Origin of the sequence: Psychrobacter sp. I-STPA6b (assembly GCF_020662265.1) — a bacterium.
Lineage (GTDB): Bacteria > Pseudomonadota > Gammaproteobacteria > Pseudomonadales > Moraxellaceae > Psychrobacter.
The window spans coordinates 30772-48040 of record NZ_VEWM01000017.1 but is presented as its reverse complement, the minus strand read 5'-3'; the positions used below and the strand labels follow the sequence as shown (position 1 = coordinate 48040).

Here is a 17269-nt window from a genome sequence, read left to right as displayed (position 1 = left end):
ACTGTTATTACAAATCAACTTTGTCTGATTTTTAACATGCCACGTCTATCATCATGTTGATAACAAAAGCCACAATAAGAAACCACTTATTGTGGCTTTTTTACGTCTAATCGTTGACATCTTCATCTATTTTGTAAATGAAATCTTCAAAATACGCCAGATAACCACAAAAAATGTCTTTTTGTCTATTTTTTTATAAAAATATATTATTATGGTTATTTGGGGTTGACACAAGCAGGATTTTAGGATTAATTAGAAGAGCATAGGAATAAAACTCATGACACAGATGTCTATTATTTTGGCATTGGTGCATGATTTTTTTCATTTGTAGATGATGAATATGCAAATTATTAAGTTTATGCAATTTAACCGACTGATTGCTATCAATCATTCTTGTCGCTTATGTTTGTTACCATTGGTTACATACCTAAGCGACTTTTTTGACACTACTTATTTTAATAAAGGTGTTCTGTTGCATGCTATAAATCTGATATTAGATAAATAAGCACCAGAAATAAACAACCTAGATAAGCAGTGAGCATAACTTTTTATTCAATCTAGGGTCTGTTGAGCATTTATCCCATTAGGCTAGTATCTACAAGGAATACAGCTATTTTATACTTTCATGTAAAAATTGACTAAATTTTTCCTATGAAGATGACTACTCAACAAACCCTAATAAAAACGTGCTTATTAATTAACTATTTTGAATTATAAATAGCACTCGCTGAATTTATCAAAGTAACATCTGTAGATAGATAGTATGGTCAAGTGTTTTGAAGTATTTATTACCACATCACCACAGTAATTCAGCTTTATTAATAGCATGGTTTTTTAATTATTGATATCACTTTTTACCAAAAATTAATACTGTTATGGTAAGGAATCCAGTGGCGCATTGTCACATCCTTTACCAAACAATCTAGAATATTAGGACAGTTTAGCCATGTTTAAGCCACCAACTGACTCGACAAACAAACCCACACCTTCTGCTAAGCTTATACAGCCATCTAGTAATGACAGCTCTACAGAGGGTGCAGATACAGTCATCACAAATAATGCCAAACGCCCTCAACGAGGGCTGACAGCAACTGAGCTTGCTCAGCTACCAAAACTTAGCCATCATTTAGTCGATGAGGCTCGACTCAACCTACTCCGTGCTGTAGCTTATCTAAGCCCAAAAGAATATCAAGATGTGATTGATGCCTGCCAATTTGGTGATATCGCTCATATCAAAGATAAACGCAAATCAGGTGAACCATACATTACCCACCCCATCGCTGTGGCTGAGATTTTAGCAGGCTTTCACCTTGACCGAGATACCATCATTGCTGCGATTTTGCATGATACGGTAGAAGATACGGAAGTCACTCATGAGGATTTGGTGACACGTTATGGTGAAGTGGTGGCACGATTGGTCGATGGTGTCACTAAGCTTAAATCCTCAAAACACAACAAACAACAAAATAAATCAGCAACTTTTCATAAAATTTTAACCGCTACCCTTGATGACCCACGCGTATTGATTGTCAAACTAGCTGACCGCCTGCACAATATGTCGACCCTTGATGCGGTACGCCCTGAAAAACAAAAAGCCACCGCCAAAGAGACACTACAGTTTTATGTGCCATTTGCTCGTATCATGGGGCTAAATGACATTGCTGACTATATTGAAGTACTGTGTTATCGCAACCAAGACCCTGTGATGTATACCAAAATGTCAGATAAACTGTTACAGCAAGGGCTGGGACGTAATTTTCAAAAAGATGCCATACAGCGCTATTTAACGCATCTACTCGATAAGCTAAAACTAACTGGGCATGTACGAGTGTTAGATAACAAGGTCAATATGTATCGGCAATTCTTTCGCAATCGTGGTGAAATGAACACCTTACTACGCCAATATGCCTTTGAAATTGTACTTGATAATACAGATGATTGTTACAAGCTATTAGAATACCTTAAACAGCGCTATCAGATTGATGATGAGCATATTGAGGACAATATCCGCCGTCCACGTCCTGGTGGTAATCAGTCAATGACACTGACCTATGAAAATGAAAATGATACCATCAAAGTCACTATTTTAACCCAAAAAATGCAAGCAGCCGCACGTTTAGGGGTCATTGGTGCAGAGCATGCTTCAGAGGTTAGCCAGTCAGTGATTCAAGCATCACTACGTAATATGAAAGACATCATCAACCGTTACTCAGATATTGATGATGAAGACCCTTCCTCAACAGTGGATGTGATTGAAAACCTATTAAGCTACCTAAACGAGCGCAAAATCCTTTGTTATAGTCCACAAGGTCGGGCATATGAGCTACCACGAGGGGCAACTGCGTTAGACTTTGCCTATGCCGTCGGTCCAATGGTTGGTAACATTGCGGTAGGGGCTAATATTGATAATAAGCCTGCCAAACTGGGAACCGTGGTTAAAAATGGTCAAACGGTAGAGATTGAAGTCGATAAGTCAGCAAAACCTAAAGCTGAATGGTTAGGCTTTGTAGTGACCAACAAAGCCCGTCGTCAACTACGCCACTGGCTGAAAGATTTATCTAATGATGAGCAACGTCAACATGGTATGCAAGCCTTAGATAGGGCATTAAAAACCTATGACAAGTCATTAACCGACCTAACGGATGAAGATTGGCAAAGCCTACTCACTTGGCGCAATATTGATGATAAAAATGCCTTATTTGAACAAATCAGTGCCGGTTCATTATTGCCACAGCTGGTCGTTTCACGTTTATTTAGTGAAGAAATTGCCCTAAAACAGGCTAATGCTCAAGCACAAGGTATGCAACTGCCTCAGCAACTATTAGCAGATATGGCAGGGCTTGAGATTGACTTTGCCAAGTGCTGTAACCCCATATACGGCGACCCAATCATGGGGCATTTATCACGTGATGGCTTGGTATTACACCGTCATAAATGCTATTCTTTGGATAATATTCGTGATTTTTCCCCTTACCAGTTGTTTCAACTACACTGGCTTGATGAAGAAACCATTAATAGCCGTATCAAGCACCCCAGTGACCGAGCGCACTTTACCGTTTATCTAAAGCTTAATTTAGCACTAACTGAAGAGCAAGTTAGCCAAGCCATTTATGAGCTACGCCAAGTCAATATTGGGGTAAAAAAGGTCAATGTGCGCACCAGCGATACCATCATTCATGTGGTAGTACGCAGTCGCAACCACTTATCAGAGGGTATCCGAGCCTTGCGTCCACATCTGGGTTTCCCAAACGTCGCCCGCTTATATCAATACGATGACCCTGACAGAAATGCTGATAAAAACAAAGGTGGCAAGCCTGAAAATAAAGGTGAGGTTAAAGCCAATAGTAAACCTGAAGCTGACAGTCCATCTGCTTCTTAATTTAATCATTTAAACTTATAAACTTAATAACTTAACAAGGAAAATTTTTATGTCACGTGAAGTCATACATACCGATAATGCCCCTGCTGCTGTTGGCACATATTCACAAGCCGTCAAAGTCAGCAATGGCAGTGGTCATACCGTTTATTTATCAGGACAAATTGGACTAGACCCTGCTACGATGGAGCTACAAGATGGCTTTAACGCACAAGCAAAGCAAGTCTTTGATAATATCGAAGCAGTCTGCCAAGCGGCTGGTGGCTCAATTAAAGATGTGGTCAAATTTAACGTCTATTTAACCGACCTAAATGACTTTGCTGCCTTAAATGAAGTATTTGTCGCACGTCTGCAAGAGCCCTACCCTGCCCGCGCTGCCGTACAAGTCGCAGCCCTACCTAAAGGGGCAGTGGTAGAGATTGAAGCCATTATGGTGCTAGAAGGTTAAATTTATTTCATTAAACAAATAGTCTAAGGAAACCCGATAATGCTTGTCAGTGTTGCCCTACCTGTGCCGCTTTATCGGGTGTTTGATTACCTTCCCCCCGCACATTCTTCCAGCTCTAACAACGCCCCTCTACCGCCAATAGGTAGTCGAGTGCAAGTGTCATTCGGGCGACAAACGCTTATCGGTATTGTGGTCGCTCATATCAATGCTAGTGATTGTCCCATTGACCCTAGCAAACTCAAACCGATAAAAAAAGTCCTTGATGATGAGCCGTTACTTGATGAGCCAATGCTTAATCTTGCCCGATGGCTTGCCCGTTATTACCATTACCCGCTTGGTGATGTGCTGGCAGTCATGCTACCCACCCTTATCCGTCAAGGCAAACCACTGGATTTGCTGATTCGCCATTGGCGAGTATTGCCTAACGTCACTGAAGATGATTTTCATAGTAATGCCAAAAAACAAAAACAGCAGTTTGCCATGCTCAAGCTACATGGTAAAAATGGGGCAAGTGAAGATATTTTGCTGATGGAAGGCATGGAGCGTCCCTTTTTAAAACGCCTTGAGGATAATGGCTTAATTGAGCATTATTTTGAACAAAAACCTGCCCCACTGCCTGTGAGTTTGGCAAAACTACCCTTAGATTTAAACGATGAGCAACAAGTTGCCGTCCAGCAAATTCATCATGCCTGTGAGCAAAACCAATATCAAGGCTTTTTGCTCAATGGGGTCACTGGCAGTGGTAAAACTGAAGTATATCTGCAAGCCATGCAACCTGTGCTTGAGGCAGGCAAACAAGTTTTGGTATTAGTGCCAGAGATTGGGCTAACACCGCAAACCAAAGCCCGCTTTGCCAGTCGCTTTGCTGCCAATATTTTGTTGCTACATTCAGGGTTAAATAACAGCCAACGTATGCAAGGCTGGCAAGATTGCCGTCAAGGTCATGCTCAAATCGTCATCGGTACTCGCTCAACCTTACTGTATCCCTTTGCCAATCTGGGCTTAATTATTGTCGATGAGGCACATGATTTATCCTACAAACAGCAAGATACCCTACGCTATCAAGCGGCAGATGTGGCACTGTATCGAGGTTATCAGTTAGGAATAGCAGTGGTATTAGGAACGGCAACGCCATCCCTAGAACAGCTTAAATTGGTCACTGATGGCAAGCTGACCGAACTGCAACTGACTAAACGAGCAGGACACGCCACCACCGCCAATCTACAACTGGTGGATGCTCGTGACAAACCCACTGAATACAGCCAACAGCCAGATGGACAACCACAAAATACAGGACTCACCTCTGACACCATCAACGCCATTCGACAGACATTAGAGGCAGGTGAGCAAGTTTTGGTGTTTTTAAATCGGCGAGGTTATGCCCCTGTGCTATTGTGTGGGGCATGTGGTTGGCAGGCAGACTGTCCACGCTGTGAGGCACATTTGACCGTCCATCATAGCCAACTTGAGCAGCACAAACCTTCTTATCTTAAATGCCATCATTGCGACTGGCAGGCACATATTCCAAAAGCTTGCCCTGATTGTGGTAGCCAAAATATTGACCCTGTGGGCATGGGAACGACACGGCTGAGCGAAAGCCTACACGCTATTTTTTCCAATCCGCAGACCAGTAAAACCACCTACCCCATTATCCAAATTGACCGCGATACCACCCGCCGTAAAGACAGTTGGGAAGATATCTATCGGCGGATTAATCAAGGCAAGCCTGCTATTTTGGTTGGCACACAAATGGTTGCCAAAGGTCACCACTTTCCCAATGTCACCCTAGTCGTGTTGCCCAATGCAGATAGAGGTTTTTTGTCAGCAGATTTTCGTTCGCCTGAGCATACTGCCCAACTTATTATTCAAGTGGCTGGTCGGGCTGGACGGGGCGATAAAGCAGGAAAGGTGCTTATCCAAACGGTGCAACCTGACAATCCATTACTACTAAAACTGGTCAAAGATGGCTATCTTGCCTTTGCCCATCAGCTACTACACGAACGCCAAGTCATGGGTTTGCCGCCCTACACGCATGCAGCTCTGATTCGCTGTGAGGGCAAAACCAGTGAGCGTACCAATCAGGCATTAAAAGATGCGTTGGCTATTTTGCCCACACCAAACGAGCTAGCAGTGTTAGGACCTATTGATGCACCAATGCACAAAAAAAACAGCCGTTATCACGCTCAGATATTACTACTGAGCAAAAACCGCCCTCACCTACATCAAATCCTGCAACAATGGTGGGAGCAAGTGTTGCAACTACCTTCGGCAAAATATCTAAAACTCACCTTAGATATTGACCCTGTGGGTTGGTAGCTAGTGTGTTAAAATACCCCGCTTTATCAACTGAACACAACTGAAACAAACAACGGGGCAGTAGGCGTGGCTTTTACCTTTATTGATTTATTTGCAGGTGTTGGTGGCTTTCATTTGGCATTAGAGAGCTTGGGCGGGCAATGTGTATTTGCCAGTGAAATTGAACCTAATGCCTGCCATACCTATGAACAAAATCACGGCATACAGCCCAAAGGCGACATCACTCAAGATGACATCAAACAACAAATCCCAGATAACTTTGATATTTTATGTGCAGGCTTTCCTTGCCAAGCATTTTCTATCGCAGGCTATCAAAAAGGCTTTGCAGATACTCGTGGTACATTGTTTTTTGATATTGAACAAATCATTACCAAACACCGCCCCAAAGTTGTCTTTTTAGAAAATGTCAAAAACTTAGTCGGGCATGATAAAGGCAATACTTTTAAAGTGATTTTATCGACCTTAGAAGCAAAGCTTGGCTATAAAGTTTATTATCAAGTATTAAACACCATGGAATATGCCAATATTCCACAAAATCGAGAGCGAATATTTATTGTCGCCTTTGACCCTAAAAGTGTCAAAAACCATCAAGATTTTCAATTTCCAGAACCAATAACCCTTAAAAAAACCATTCATGATATTATCAATATTGATGATAAAAAAGAGGATAAGTTTTATTATGCAAAAACCCATAAATACTATCCTGAACTTATCAAAAATATGACCAGTCAAGATACCTTATATCAATGGCGACGGGTGTATGTCCGTGAAAATAAAAATAATGTCTGCCCTACCCTAACAGCTAATATGGGAACAGGTGGGCATAATGTGCCTTTAATTAAAGACAATTATGGTATTCGTAAACTAACCCCAAGAGAGTGTTTTTTATTTCAAGGATACCCCAAAGATTTTATCTTGCCTGAGAATATGGCGATGAGTAAACTATATATGCAGGCAGGTAACTCTGTTACTGTACCATTGATAAAAAGGATTGCTGAGGGTATTTTGGCATTGATTTAGCCACATTAACCACATTGATGATAGTGATACCAAACCACCTTAACCACTGTCTTAACTAACAATAACATCAACATACCATCATAAAATTACAACGACTTATTCAGCATAGCAAATACCCGTTTCGCCACAGGAAAAATCAACCAAACTACTGCCCCAATCATGGTTAAAAACCCAAGCCCCAAAACACTTAATCGTATTAACATATCCAAATCACCGTCCCACACCTCTGGGGCAATGGTTGGTCCAACTGTGGACATAAATGCCAAATAAAATCCAAAAGTGGCAATCAGCACACTAATTATTATCCGCCCAATAGCTCTCACAATAATGGACAACATAACTGATTGATTCAAGCTAGAGCTGTTATTTGAGTTTGTATCCATCATCGCCATTTCCTATATATTTTATTCTATATCTTAAAACATCACGACAACTAATGTCGTAAACCATATCACAGGTTATTCCTTTTTTGGATTTTCTCTATTATAGTGAACTTATAAAACAACACATAGGTAACAACTACCAAACTTCACAAAACCATCTATTTTTACAAACCCTTTTATAAAAAACATCACCAACCACAAACCATCTTACTTTTAAACTTTTTTAACTCACAACATCAAACACATTTAATCAAACTTAAATTTCACCAAAATACAACTGGTTATGATAAAAAGTGGCTAACTTAAACCAAACCACCATACCTTTAAATCCATATCTTAAAACTTATACCTTACAACCCTTACTTTAAAAAATAAAATGAGAGGAAAATTAATGAGCAATTTTATTCAACACCGTATCAATAACTTAACTTGGTCAGGACAATCCAACTTATCTAAATTAAACCATTTAGAAAACCCAACCCCAAAAATCAAAACACCCTTATTTTACTTACAAACCATCTCCATTGATAACCTAACAGACGATATTTATTTTGTTAATAACAGTGAGGAAACCTTAGATTTTGTTATGCCTTGTGAGTTAATCGCAAAGGATACGCATGGATTTATCTGTCCTGACAGCTATGCTCAAGAGCATATCGACCGACTATATACTGACGTATTGCCCATGCAAGGTGTGAAAATCGCCAGCCAACATATAATGTATGATAGCGATGGACTTAATCAATTTATCATCTACACCATCTCTCGTGCTGACAGTGAGCGTTGGGGAGTTTGGAGGTTTAATGATGTCATTCATGGGACACTATCGGGTGCAAGTCCATTATTATGGTCAGATTTACGTAAGCCCAGTACGATTGTATCCGCCGACCGCCTAAACGACCCGAATGACCGACCCATTTTGCCCTTAACTTTCGATACTCGACATGACTGCAAACAAAACTGGTTAAGTAAATACAGCCCATCACAAACTGACTTTATGCTTGCCATTACCGATGTCTTTTATCGTCATGACTTTGGTCCTGTGGGGTGTTATTTTAATCATGCATGGGACGAATATTCATCAGAAGCAGAAGCGGTAGCCTTAGCATTGATTAAAAATCACAAACAGCAAATCATAGACAACCCTAACACTGTTAAAAAAACCATCAGCCAAATATTTGATAAAAACTTTTTTAAAGACTGTTGTCACATACCAGAACAGGTAGCCCAAGAAGTTTATCAATTATTTAGTATTTATCAGTCTATCTAAAATACAAAACCATTTAACAAAACTAGCAAAAGAATTGAAAAACTACCAAAGGTGAAAAACTATGATGTTACCCATTGAGAATAACAATACCTTTTTATTATTTTTTCATGGTTTGGATTCTAGCAATGAAACCAGTAAATACACTTGTATTAATCGTGAGCCTAAATATTGTCAAACCGTCAATTATCGAGAAAATCTTAAAGAAATATTTACCATTTATGATGAACTAATTAAACAAAAAATAGCACAATATCCACAAGTCGTCTTAGCGGGTCATTCTTTGGGTGGTTGGTTTGCCAATCATTTTGCCCATAAATATAATCTGCGGGCATTGCTGATAGCCCCTTGTATCAACCCTAGCAAGGTATTGGCTGACCGTATCCCAGAAGTTGCCAATATGGATTTGCCCTTTGACACCACAAATCCACAAAAAACCTATGTCATGATAGAGAGTGATGATGAGCGATTAGATGTGGCAGTGGCTCAGCAAACTTTGGTCAATTTGCCCGATAGTTGGGAAGTTGAATATTATCAAGGTGGTCACCACCGTATCGCTCGGGCGGACGAAATTTGGTATTACCTCAATGATTTATGCGATGACCCAATTATTTGGGTTGATGATGCAGAGATTTATGGTGAGGATTGATTAATTTTATTGATAAAGCTGGTTTGCCTGATAAGAGAAACCAAAAATTGGTAGGGGTTTTAGTGATAACTTGAGCTAAACCTAAAATATTTAAAATGACTGTATATTATCAATTGTATTTAATGCGGTTTTGGCAGTTTTTTATGATAGGATTGAAAAAACGCAATTATTAGCAATCATTAGGAGTTTTTATGAGCTTTGATGGAATATCACTATGGTCTGCCGAGCAAGGCATACCAAACAGTCATGGGCAAGCCCTTACCATGAGAGAGCAAATAAAAGAAAAAGGTATATCAGCAGATAAAAAGACAAAACAAGCTTTTGTGGCAGTTGCTCAAGCCATAGAAGAATTTTTGGCACAAGCAAAGCCTTATTTTGGTGACGATGATGTCTTTGACTACTATCAAGACCTCGTATCACAAACCAAAGACGAGGATTATCCAGTTTTTGAAATTGACTACGCTCCAGAGGGTCTTATCATTGAATTTTCGGCACCTATCATTAAAGTCGCTAGGGAGCATAACCTAGTGGTGATGCATAACAATCTTGAATCCGTTTTTTTGCCTGATGGTCGTGTCATACTCGTCGATGAAGAAGTAGATTGGCAAGATTTTGTCGCCCATACTGAGCAGACATGGCAACAAAAGCTAGCAGAGCTTGAACAAGAAGCATCCATGTCCACCACGCCCATTGACGACGATAGCTTGCCTGAGTCACAAACGCAAATAAACAAAATAGTCAATGACATGATCAAAGACAGATTTAAACAGGCAGGCATCAAGCAAAAAAGAAAAGTAGGCAAAACTGCTTATTATTTTGAATATGAAAGAATACAAGTGGTTTTTTGGATAAACGCAAAAAACCGAACTCATGAGAAGACCCCTGATGGAAGTGTCATAATTGACTTTTTTTCTAGTATAGAAATTTATATCAATGACATACCTTCTGGTACTATAAAAACCTGTGCAGGTACTATGGGTCTTGATCAATATATTGATATTACTATGAAGAACTTTTATAGAGGCACAGAGCATGCGGTAGACCTAGACATCGAAACGATGATGAAGGTTTTTAGTTATTCAGGTATGCCAATCTCATCACTAAGTGATTTAAAATATCAAGTCGCCTTAGCTTTAGATATGTTTGTACATATTTTGCAGCACTGTCAAGATGCTCAAAGCTTGTATAAATTATTAAGAAGTTATGATAAAGCCCCTGAGGATATAGATGATGAGTACCAAAGACACCTTATAAGACCACAAAACATGCTAGCACTTAATAAGTTAATGCGACAAAAGCTTATAGCCGCAGGTGAGATTAGCTCTTATGTTGAGTCTCTTGCCGAACCACACATGATGCTCGCTTTAGCTAAAATCACCCAACAACCAAACTTTAAAGAGCTGATAGCAGTATATAAAGAAGAGTATATATCAGCCAGATATTTTGGTTATGTGAATGGAATAAGAAAGAAAAATTGGCGAGAGAAAAGAAAATATGAGTGGTCGAAAGCTAGCAATGAGCATGAGCAATACGTTCCTGAGTTCAAGCCTGAAGTCATTACCGATGAAACGATTAAAACTTGGGAACAGTCATTTGATGAGATGCTTGACTATATAGATTCAATAGATGTGGAAGCAATTTTAAACGCTCCACCAAACAGAAAAACTGATTTCGGTATATATTAGTGCCATATATTATAAACATATGGCAGATTATCCTCATAAGTACAACTAAAAATAAAACAGCCATGATTGCTATCTAATCATGGCTGTTTTTATTATCGTCTATTATTAATATTCAGTAAATTAACATTCAGCAAAAATTTTTTATACTGAATATTTTATGACTTCTTTTTGCTTATTATCATCAATAATTAGCCGATAGCCTTTGATTATTCCATGATAAGGTAAGTTATCTTTATATTGCTGATAATGTTGTTGAATACATGATGTAATCATATTTTCTTGTTGTAATTTATCAAGATAAGCAAAATCATCAGGTAGGGTTAATTGATAAAATTTTGCCACCCCCATTTTGGTTAGCCAATTATTGGCACTATTGCTAAAGTCAAAATCTATATCAGCCCGTAATAAATAGCTAGGGGTATTTTTTATCGCTTGTTGTTTACTTTGCAAATGATTTTGTAATTTATTTAGCTCATCTTGATACTGCTCAGGCTGGATATTTAATGCTTTAAATAAGGCTTGCAAAAATTCAAGTGAGCTAAAACGAAAGTCATAATAGCTATTATCCAATCCAAGATAGTCACTACCAATAACATGACGTAATCTATCACAGGCTTGTAAGACATTTTTGGGTTGATAACCCATCTTTTGCACGATGGTTTGTAAGCTTAATTTAGATTGCTTGATGGTATGATAAAGCAGTTGAGCCAAAGGCTGTTGTGAAGGGCAAAGATTTCGGTAAGCAGTCATGATAATTTTCCTTATACTCTGACAATAAAGAAAGCGTTACAGCAAACCTTGTCAGAGTATCAGGTAGGCACGCTTTACCAGTGTTATTTTACATCGTGCTGGAAGTTGTTATTTTTAAAACACGTTTAAAAATTTGATTAAACCCACGATGGTTCTGTATTATTATAGCAGTTTTCTCATGGTTGACAAGACTTAAATTTATTATGTCCTATGTCTGATGATTAAAGCCTAACCGTTTATTTATGATTTTAAAACAGTAGAACGAATCATCATATTTATTGCCATTTTTTAATAAGTAATGGCTTGATAAAAATCAAAAAATGCTACACAAAAAAAATCTAGCCTTATTTTAAAATAAGGCTAGACTCAATTATAAAAATAATATTTAACGGCGTTGCTCTACAATCAGACTATCAATGCCGTTATTTTGTAAACGTTGTTGCGCTCTGACAACATTTTGGCGGTTATTCATTCGGTTAGAGATAACCTGATAAATTACCTGCCCACTTGCCGTTTCATTTTTTATTACTTGCGCATCCACACCCGCCATTAGAACTTGCGCACGACGACGATCTGCTTCTTCTGCATTACTAAAGCTATTAATCTGTAAAATATAGCTGGTACGTGGCTGTTCTGCTTGCGCTGGCTCAGAGCTTCGCTCTGATGCTGTATTGCCCTCATAGGTTTCAGCCTCTTCAACCACAATAATTTCATTATCTGCAGATGATCTTTGTGACTGAGATGGCGTGGTTAATACAGTATCTTCTGATACTTCAAAATCACCTGTACTTTGCTCTCTTGTTTCTCGTGGTGCTTCATCTGTCGGGGTTGGCACTACCACCACAACATCTGGTGTGAGGGCTTCTTCTAGATAGTCTCTATCTTGCTGTGGTCGTTCGTTAATAATGGCTTCATCTGGAATATTAGTAATCTGTTGCTCTGGCAATAAATCATAAAACTCATAATCTGGATTGTCAGTATCTGTTTGTACCTTCGGTTGCACAGTCGAAGAGGGAGCAACTGGATCAGAGTTCCCCATATCAAATGGATTCCATAGGTACAAAAACAATCCTATCATCAGTGTTAAAACAGCACCAACAAACATCCAAATGAGACCAGATATACCACCACCTGACTGCTTTTGGGTCGCTCCTTTTGGTTTTTTTGCTAACATTACCAAACTTCTCCTCGATGCTCATACAACATAACAAAGAATAACTATCTTGAAAGTGTCATCACAGACTAAATAACATGAATATAAAGTGGTTATCTATATATCCTAAACCATGACGACTTTTCTTGATTCTGTATTATCATAGAAAAAACTGCCATTTACCATCCATGGACATTTTTCCATAAAAATTCCACTCAATATTATCTATTTTAGCCAGTATCACATGCTGGTCGGTGCAGAAAGACCAAGCAAACTTAGCCCATTAGCAATCACCTGACGCACTGCTTTTGATAGACGCAAGCGAGCCTGCATCAATAGCAACTCATCTTCACTTGGCTTATCTCCTGAAGTAAGACTGATAGGTAAAATACGATTATCGTTATACCAGCCATGGAACAGTGCTGCCAAATCTTTAAGATAATTGGTCAATATATGTGGGTCATAACCTATTGCCGCCCGTTTTAATATGGCAGGATAGGCAGCCAATAACTTAATTAACTCGTTTTCCACTTCGGATGTCAATAAAGTTTGATGTGCCTTACCTTGCTTATCATCACTACCATAACCCAGTGAATCAAGTTTCTCCAAAATGCTACATACTCGAGCATGGGCATATTGAATATAATACACTGCATTATCACGACTTTGTGATTTTGCTAATTCTAGGTCAAAGTCAATATGTACTTCAGGTTTGCGCGCCACATAATAAAAACGTGCCGCATCATTACCCACCTCTTCACGAAGCTCTCGTAGGGTCACAAACTGACCTGAGCGTGATGACATTTGTACTTTTTCATCACCGCGCCATAAGGCAACAAACTGTACCAAAATCACGTCCAGTTTGTCAGCATCAATACCCAATGCAGTGAGTGCCGCTTTAACACGTGGTACATAGCCATGATGGTCTGCACCCCAGACGTTAATCACTTTATCAAAGCCACGGTCAAATTTATTTTTATGATAGGCAATGTCAGAAGCAAAATAGGTGGTTTGACCATTGGCACGACGTACTACGCGGTCTTTTTCATCACCAAAATCAGTCGATTTAAACCAGATATTGCCCTCTTTTTCGTACAAATAGCCTTTTTCATCAAGTATCTGTAATACGGGCTCAATCTCAGGCTCAATGGACTTTTCACTAAACCACTGCTCAAAACGTACCCCAAAGTCATTGAGGTCATCTTTGATGTCTTCTAAAATACTGGTAAGTGCAGCATTTAAAAAGATGGCATAGCCTTCTTCGCCCAAGGCAGCTTTAGCATTGTGAATAAGTCCATCAATGTGCTTTTCTTTATCACCAGAGACTAAGACTTGCTCGCCTGCCTCATTACTTTGATACACCGCATCGTCGGGTACATTGGCAAAAATCTCACTGACAGGATGCACATAGGCGTCTTCATATTGTGTCTTAATGGTTTGGGCAATGTCTTTGACATACTCACCTTTATAGCCATTAACAGGAAATACGATAGACTCAGCACACAGCTCTAAATAACGCAAATAGGTACTGGTCGCTAAAATATCCATCTGCCGACCAGCGTCATTAACATAATATTCACGAGTGACTTCATAACCAACCGCCTCTAACAAATTGGCAACACTCATACCAAATGCCGCTCCACGCCCATGCCCCACATGCAGGCTAGAAGTTGGGTTGGCTGAGACAAATTCTACTTGTACTTTGTTGTCTGCAAACTCATCTGATAATCCAAAATGTGCTTTTGTACTCAAAATCTCATCTAAAACTGCAAAACGAGCATCCGCATTTAAAAATACATTAATAAACCCAGGCCCTGCAATTTGTGCTTCACGCAGACTGTCATTATCAGGTAGTGCAGCAACAATTTTTTCTGCCAATTGACGAGGATTGGTTTTTGCAACTTTTGCAGCTACCAATGCAATATTGCTGGCAAAATCACCATGCTCTGGATTTTTTGTACGGCTAATCTGGCTATTATTTTGCCAGTCTTCGGGCAGGATACCTTCTGCTTTTAAGGTTTGAGTAGCTTGCTCAAATAGAGCAGCAATTTCATCAATGTGTGCTTGCGACATAATCAATAACTCGAATTTTAAAGGCTAATATGATAGGCTAAGCTTATAACTGCTTAGCTAACATATGGCATTTTGATAGTAAATTAGAAAAATAAAAATATTAAGTAACCGCTAAATATAGCAAGGTTTGGCTATTTTTGCCATCTTAGTATGTTATCTACCATAAAATATCTATGACTAATAAGGCGTGTCATTTTGTTACTATTTCATTGCACACATGGCATACCAGCACCTGAATTACTATAATAGTAACAAGTTTATTATCATTATTAGGATACCTAAATGTTTGCCATCGCTGCAGAAACTGTCACCAAATGGGGCATGTATGTTTTATTACCTGTCTTTATTGCCTTTTTATTCTTTATTATGTGGGACATAGCCAAAAAGTCTGACGCTGGCAAGGCAGGTACGTTTTGGATTTTTGTAGCACTTGGTGCAGGATTTGTGGGCTTTTTGCTTAAAGTGGTATTAGAGTTTGTATTTGAAAAGTGGATTCTGTAGATTCTATAATTAACTCAATAAATAGTTAACTCAATAAAAATCATGTAGTATAAAGTGAGGGTAGCAAGTAATGATTGCTTCCGTCACAATTACCACATGATTTTTTATTCATACAATAACTACTTTGTCGCCACCAAAACCGCCCGTTTGGGTGCAGGATAACCTTCAATGGTTTTGCTATTATCATTCGGGTCTAAAAAGTCACTTAATGATTGATAGGTCATCCACTCGGTCGCTCGTTGCTCCTCTATTGACGTTATATCAATATCCACACAACGCACCTCACTAAAGCCAACTTTTTCTAGCCAGCCAATCAATGCAGGTACAGATGGCAAAAAGTATACATTATTCATCTTCGCATAGCGGTCATGTGGCACAAGAACAGTGGTTTTATCGCCTTCTACCACTAAAGTTTCTAATACCAATTCACCACCTGTACGCAGTTGATTTTTAAGCTGTTGCAAATGCTCAAATGGTGAAGGACGATGATATAACACCCCCATACAAAATACGGTATCAAAGAGTTGACCATGTTGTTCAGTGGTGGCGGGCAATGCCTCTAAACCCACAGGAATAAAATGGGTCGTATAATCATCAAAACCACCAATAAAGTGGCGTATCGCCATAAATTGATGATAAAACAAGCAAGAAGGGTCAATGATAACCACCATTTTTGCCCCTGCCCCAGTCATTCGCCAGCCATGATAACCAGAGCCACCGCCCACATCTAGCACTCGCCTGCCCTCGAGTGAGCTGATATGTGGAGCGATACGTTGCCACTTCCAATCACTGTGCCATTCAGTATCAATAAACACTTTATGCTCATTGCTCCCAATCTGAAAAGGTCCTTTTCGCCACGGCATAAGCTGTTTTAATAATGCGGTAATTTGCTTATGTTGTGATTCGGTTAAGTCAGAATGAATGGTGATGGCGTCAGCATTGAAATCGACGCTTGTCACCGCTCCTTGCCCTATCAAATCTGGCAGTTTTTCTACCGCACCAAGATAAGCAGGGGCATGAGCATAACGGCGTTTATCTTTAATAGTGGCTAGCCATTCTGGTAGGTTGGCTAACCATTCATGGGCGATGGGGTGATAACGGGATAGCTGTAATAAGGCTAAATGTAGCTCACGCTCGGCGGTGAAGATACTGTCTTTACTGGCTATTTTATTAGGGATTAAATTGGTCAAGGTTTTGCTCACTCCAAACAACAATTTGCTGAAAAATTGGCAGGATACTATGCCCTTTTTCGGTCAACGAATATTCTACTTTGGGGGGAATTTGGGGATAAGTGGTACGGCTAATAAGTTGTGCTGTTTCCAGCTCTTTTAGCTGGGTTGCCAATACCTTTTCACTAATACCTGCAATGGCATGATGCAACTGGCTAAATCGCATGACGGAATGTTTCACTAATAAACAAATAATAATCGGTTTCCATTTACCACCGACTAATAACATAAACTGGGTAATGGGACACTCATCAGCTAGTAAATAAGGTTTGTCATTGCCATCATGACTGCCCTCATCATTACCAATTTGACTATTCATTTGGTTATCAATTTGATTATCAACTTGGTTAGGCTGACTGGATTGGGTTTCGATTGCATCTTTAATGATATGTTTAGTTACAATTTTTGACATAAGCGAT

At 39.3% G+C, this 17269-nt stretch carries 14 protein-coding genes; 8 read left to right on the top strand and 6 right to left on the bottom strand.

Translation table 11 applies throughout. The features are described 5' to 3' along the window. The first annotated feature begins 946 nt into the window (after nucleotides 1–946). The 4 genes from FHK88_RS02665 (at nucleotide 947) to FHK88_RS02650 (ending at nucleotide 7160) form a co-directional block, all read left to right on the top strand. Nucleotides 947–3379, top strand: coding sequence for a RelA/SpoT family protein (locus FHK88_RS02665; protein WP_227429245.1), 2433 nt, complete (start codon nucleotides 947–949; stop codon nucleotides 3377–3379). A 49-nt stretch (nucleotides 3380–3428) separates the two neighbouring features. Continuing rightward, entirely contained in the window at nucleotides 3429–3824 is a 396-nt protein-coding gene (locus tag FHK88_RS02660) for a Rid family detoxifying hydrolase (protein WP_227429244.1), read from the top strand. 39 nt (nucleotides 3825–3863) lie between these two features. Next, the gene (locus FHK88_RS02655; protein ID WP_227429243.1) at nucleotides 3864–6140 is read left to right on the top strand and encodes a primosomal protein N'; all 2277 of its coding nucleotides are present in this window, start codon (nucleotides 3864–3866) and stop codon (nucleotides 6138–6140) included. A gap of 66 nt (nucleotides 6141–6206) precedes the next feature. Beyond that, nucleotides 6207–7160, top strand: coding sequence for a DNA cytosine methyltransferase (locus FHK88_RS02650; RefSeq protein ID WP_227429242.1), 954 nt, complete (start codon nucleotides 6207–6209; stop codon nucleotides 7158–7160). Nucleotides 7161–7246: 86 nt separating this feature from the next. Here the strand turns inward: FHK88_RS02650 and FHK88_RS02645 are convergent, their stop codons facing one another. Beyond that, on the bottom strand, nucleotides 7247–7546 hold the full coding sequence (locus tag FHK88_RS02645; protein ID WP_227429241.1) for a hypothetical protein: 300 nt from the start codon (nucleotides 7544–7546) through the stop codon (nucleotides 7247–7249). A gap of 388 nt (nucleotides 7547–7934) precedes the next feature. Here FHK88_RS02645 and FHK88_RS02640 point away from each other — a divergent pair, with 388 nt between their 5' ends. From FHK88_RS02640 to FHK88_RS02630, 3 genes are all read left to right on the top strand, one after another. Then, complete coding sequence (locus tag FHK88_RS02640; RefSeq protein ID WP_227429240.1) at nucleotides 7935–8813, top strand: hypothetical protein; 879 nt, start codon at nucleotides 7935–7937, stop codon at nucleotides 8811–8813. 61 nt (nucleotides 8814–8874) lie between these two features. Beyond that, nucleotides 8875–9459, top strand: a complete 585-nt coding sequence (locus FHK88_RS02635) for a YqiA/YcfP family alpha/beta fold hydrolase (RefSeq protein WP_227429239.1) — start codon at nucleotides 8875–8877, stop codon at nucleotides 9457–9459. 191 nt (nucleotides 9460–9650) lie between these two features. Continuing rightward, nucleotides 9651–11144 carry a hypothetical protein gene (locus tag FHK88_RS02630; RefSeq protein ID WP_227429238.1) on the top strand — a complete coding sequence of 498 codons (1494 nt, stop codon included), beginning with the start codon at nucleotides 9651–9653 and terminating at the stop codon, nucleotides 11142–11144. Between the two features lie 141 nt (nucleotides 11145–11285). Here FHK88_RS02630 and FHK88_RS02625 read toward each other — a convergent pair whose 3' ends face one another. The 3 genes from FHK88_RS02625 to argS form a co-directional block, all read right to left on the bottom strand. Then, nucleotides 11286–11894 (bottom strand): hypothetical protein, encoded by a 609-nt coding sequence (locus tag FHK88_RS02625; protein WP_227429237.1) that lies wholly within the window; start codon nucleotides 11892–11894, stop codon nucleotides 11286–11288. 385 nt (nucleotides 11895–12279) lie between these two features. Then, on the bottom strand, nucleotides 12280–13068 hold the full coding sequence (locus FHK88_RS02620; RefSeq protein ID WP_227429236.1) for an SPOR domain-containing protein: 789 nt from the start codon (nucleotides 13066–13068) through the stop codon (nucleotides 12280–12282). Between the two features lie 219 nt (nucleotides 13069–13287). Continuing rightward, nucleotides 13288–15120 (bottom strand): arginine--tRNA ligase, encoded by a 1833-nt coding sequence (gene argS, locus FHK88_RS02615; RefSeq protein WP_227429235.1) that lies wholly within the window; start codon nucleotides 15118–15120, stop codon nucleotides 13288–13290. 282 nt (nucleotides 15121–15402) lie between these two features. Between argS and FHK88_RS02610 the strand changes: the two genes are divergently transcribed. Next, nucleotides 15403–15621, top strand: a complete 219-nt coding sequence (locus tag FHK88_RS02610; protein ID WP_227429234.1) for a DUF2788 domain-containing protein — start codon at nucleotides 15403–15405, stop codon at nucleotides 15619–15621. A gap of 119 nt (nucleotides 15622–15740) precedes the next feature. Here FHK88_RS02610 and cmoB read toward each other — a convergent pair whose 3' ends face one another. Then, complete coding sequence (gene cmoB / locus FHK88_RS02605; RefSeq protein WP_227429233.1) at nucleotides 15741–16811, bottom strand: tRNA 5-methoxyuridine(34)/uridine 5-oxyacetic acid(34) synthase CmoB; 1071 nt, start codon at nucleotides 16809–16811, stop codon at nucleotides 15741–15743. Then, nucleotides 16792–17262: a winged helix-turn-helix transcriptional regulator gene (locus FHK88_RS02600; RefSeq protein WP_227429232.1), complete on the bottom strand. Its 471-nt coding sequence runs from the start codon at nucleotides 17260–17262 to the stop codon at nucleotides 16792–16794. Before FHK88_RS02600 ends, cmoB begins: the two co-directional genes overlap by 20 nt. Nucleotides 17263–17269 lie beyond the last annotated feature (7 nt).

Bases quoted from the DNA above. Each gene is read 5' to 3' on its own strand.
- FHK88_RS02635 (WP_227429239.1), top strand. From the start codon at position 8,875: ATGATGTTACCCATTGAGAATAACAATACCTTTTTATTATTTTTTCAT.
- FHK88_RS02620 (WP_227429236.1), bottom strand. From the start codon at position 13,068: ATGTTAGCAAAAAAACCAAAAGGAGCGACCCAAAAGCAGTCAGGTGGT.
- FHK88_RS02640 (WP_227429240.1), top strand. From the start codon at position 7,935: ATGAGCAATTTTATTCAACACCGTATCAATAACTTAACTTGGTCAGGA.
- FHK88_RS02610 (WP_227429234.1), top strand. From the start codon at position 15,403: ATGTTTGCCATCGCTGCAGAAACTGTCACCAAATGGGGCATGTATGTT.
- FHK88_RS02625 (WP_227429237.1), bottom strand. From the start codon at position 11,894: ATGACTGCTTACCGAAATCTTTGCCCTTCACAACAGCCTTTGGCTCAA.
- argS (WP_227429235.1), bottom strand. From the start codon at position 15,120: ATGTCGCAAGCACACATTGATGAAATTGCTGCTCTATTTGAGCAAGCT.
- FHK88_RS02655 (WP_227429243.1), top strand. From the start codon at position 3,864: ATGCTTGTCAGTGTTGCCCTACCTGTGCCGCTTTATCGGGTGTTTGAT.
- FHK88_RS02660 (WP_227429244.1), top strand. From the start codon at position 3,429: ATGTCACGTGAAGTCATACATACCGATAATGCCCCTGCTGCTGTTGGC.
- FHK88_RS02645 (WP_227429241.1), bottom strand. From the start codon at position 7,546: ATGATGGATACAAACTCAAATAACAGCTCTAGCTTGAATCAATCAGTT.
- FHK88_RS02665 (WP_227429245.1), top strand. From the start codon at position 947: ATGTTTAAGCCACCAACTGACTCGACAAACAAACCCACACCTTCTGCT.
- FHK88_RS02600 (WP_227429232.1), bottom strand. From the start codon at position 17,262: ATGTCAAAAATTGTAACTAAACATATCATTAAAGATGCAATCGAAACC.
- FHK88_RS02630 (WP_227429238.1), top strand. From the start codon at position 9,651: ATGAGCTTTGATGGAATATCACTATGGTCTGCCGAGCAAGGCATACCA.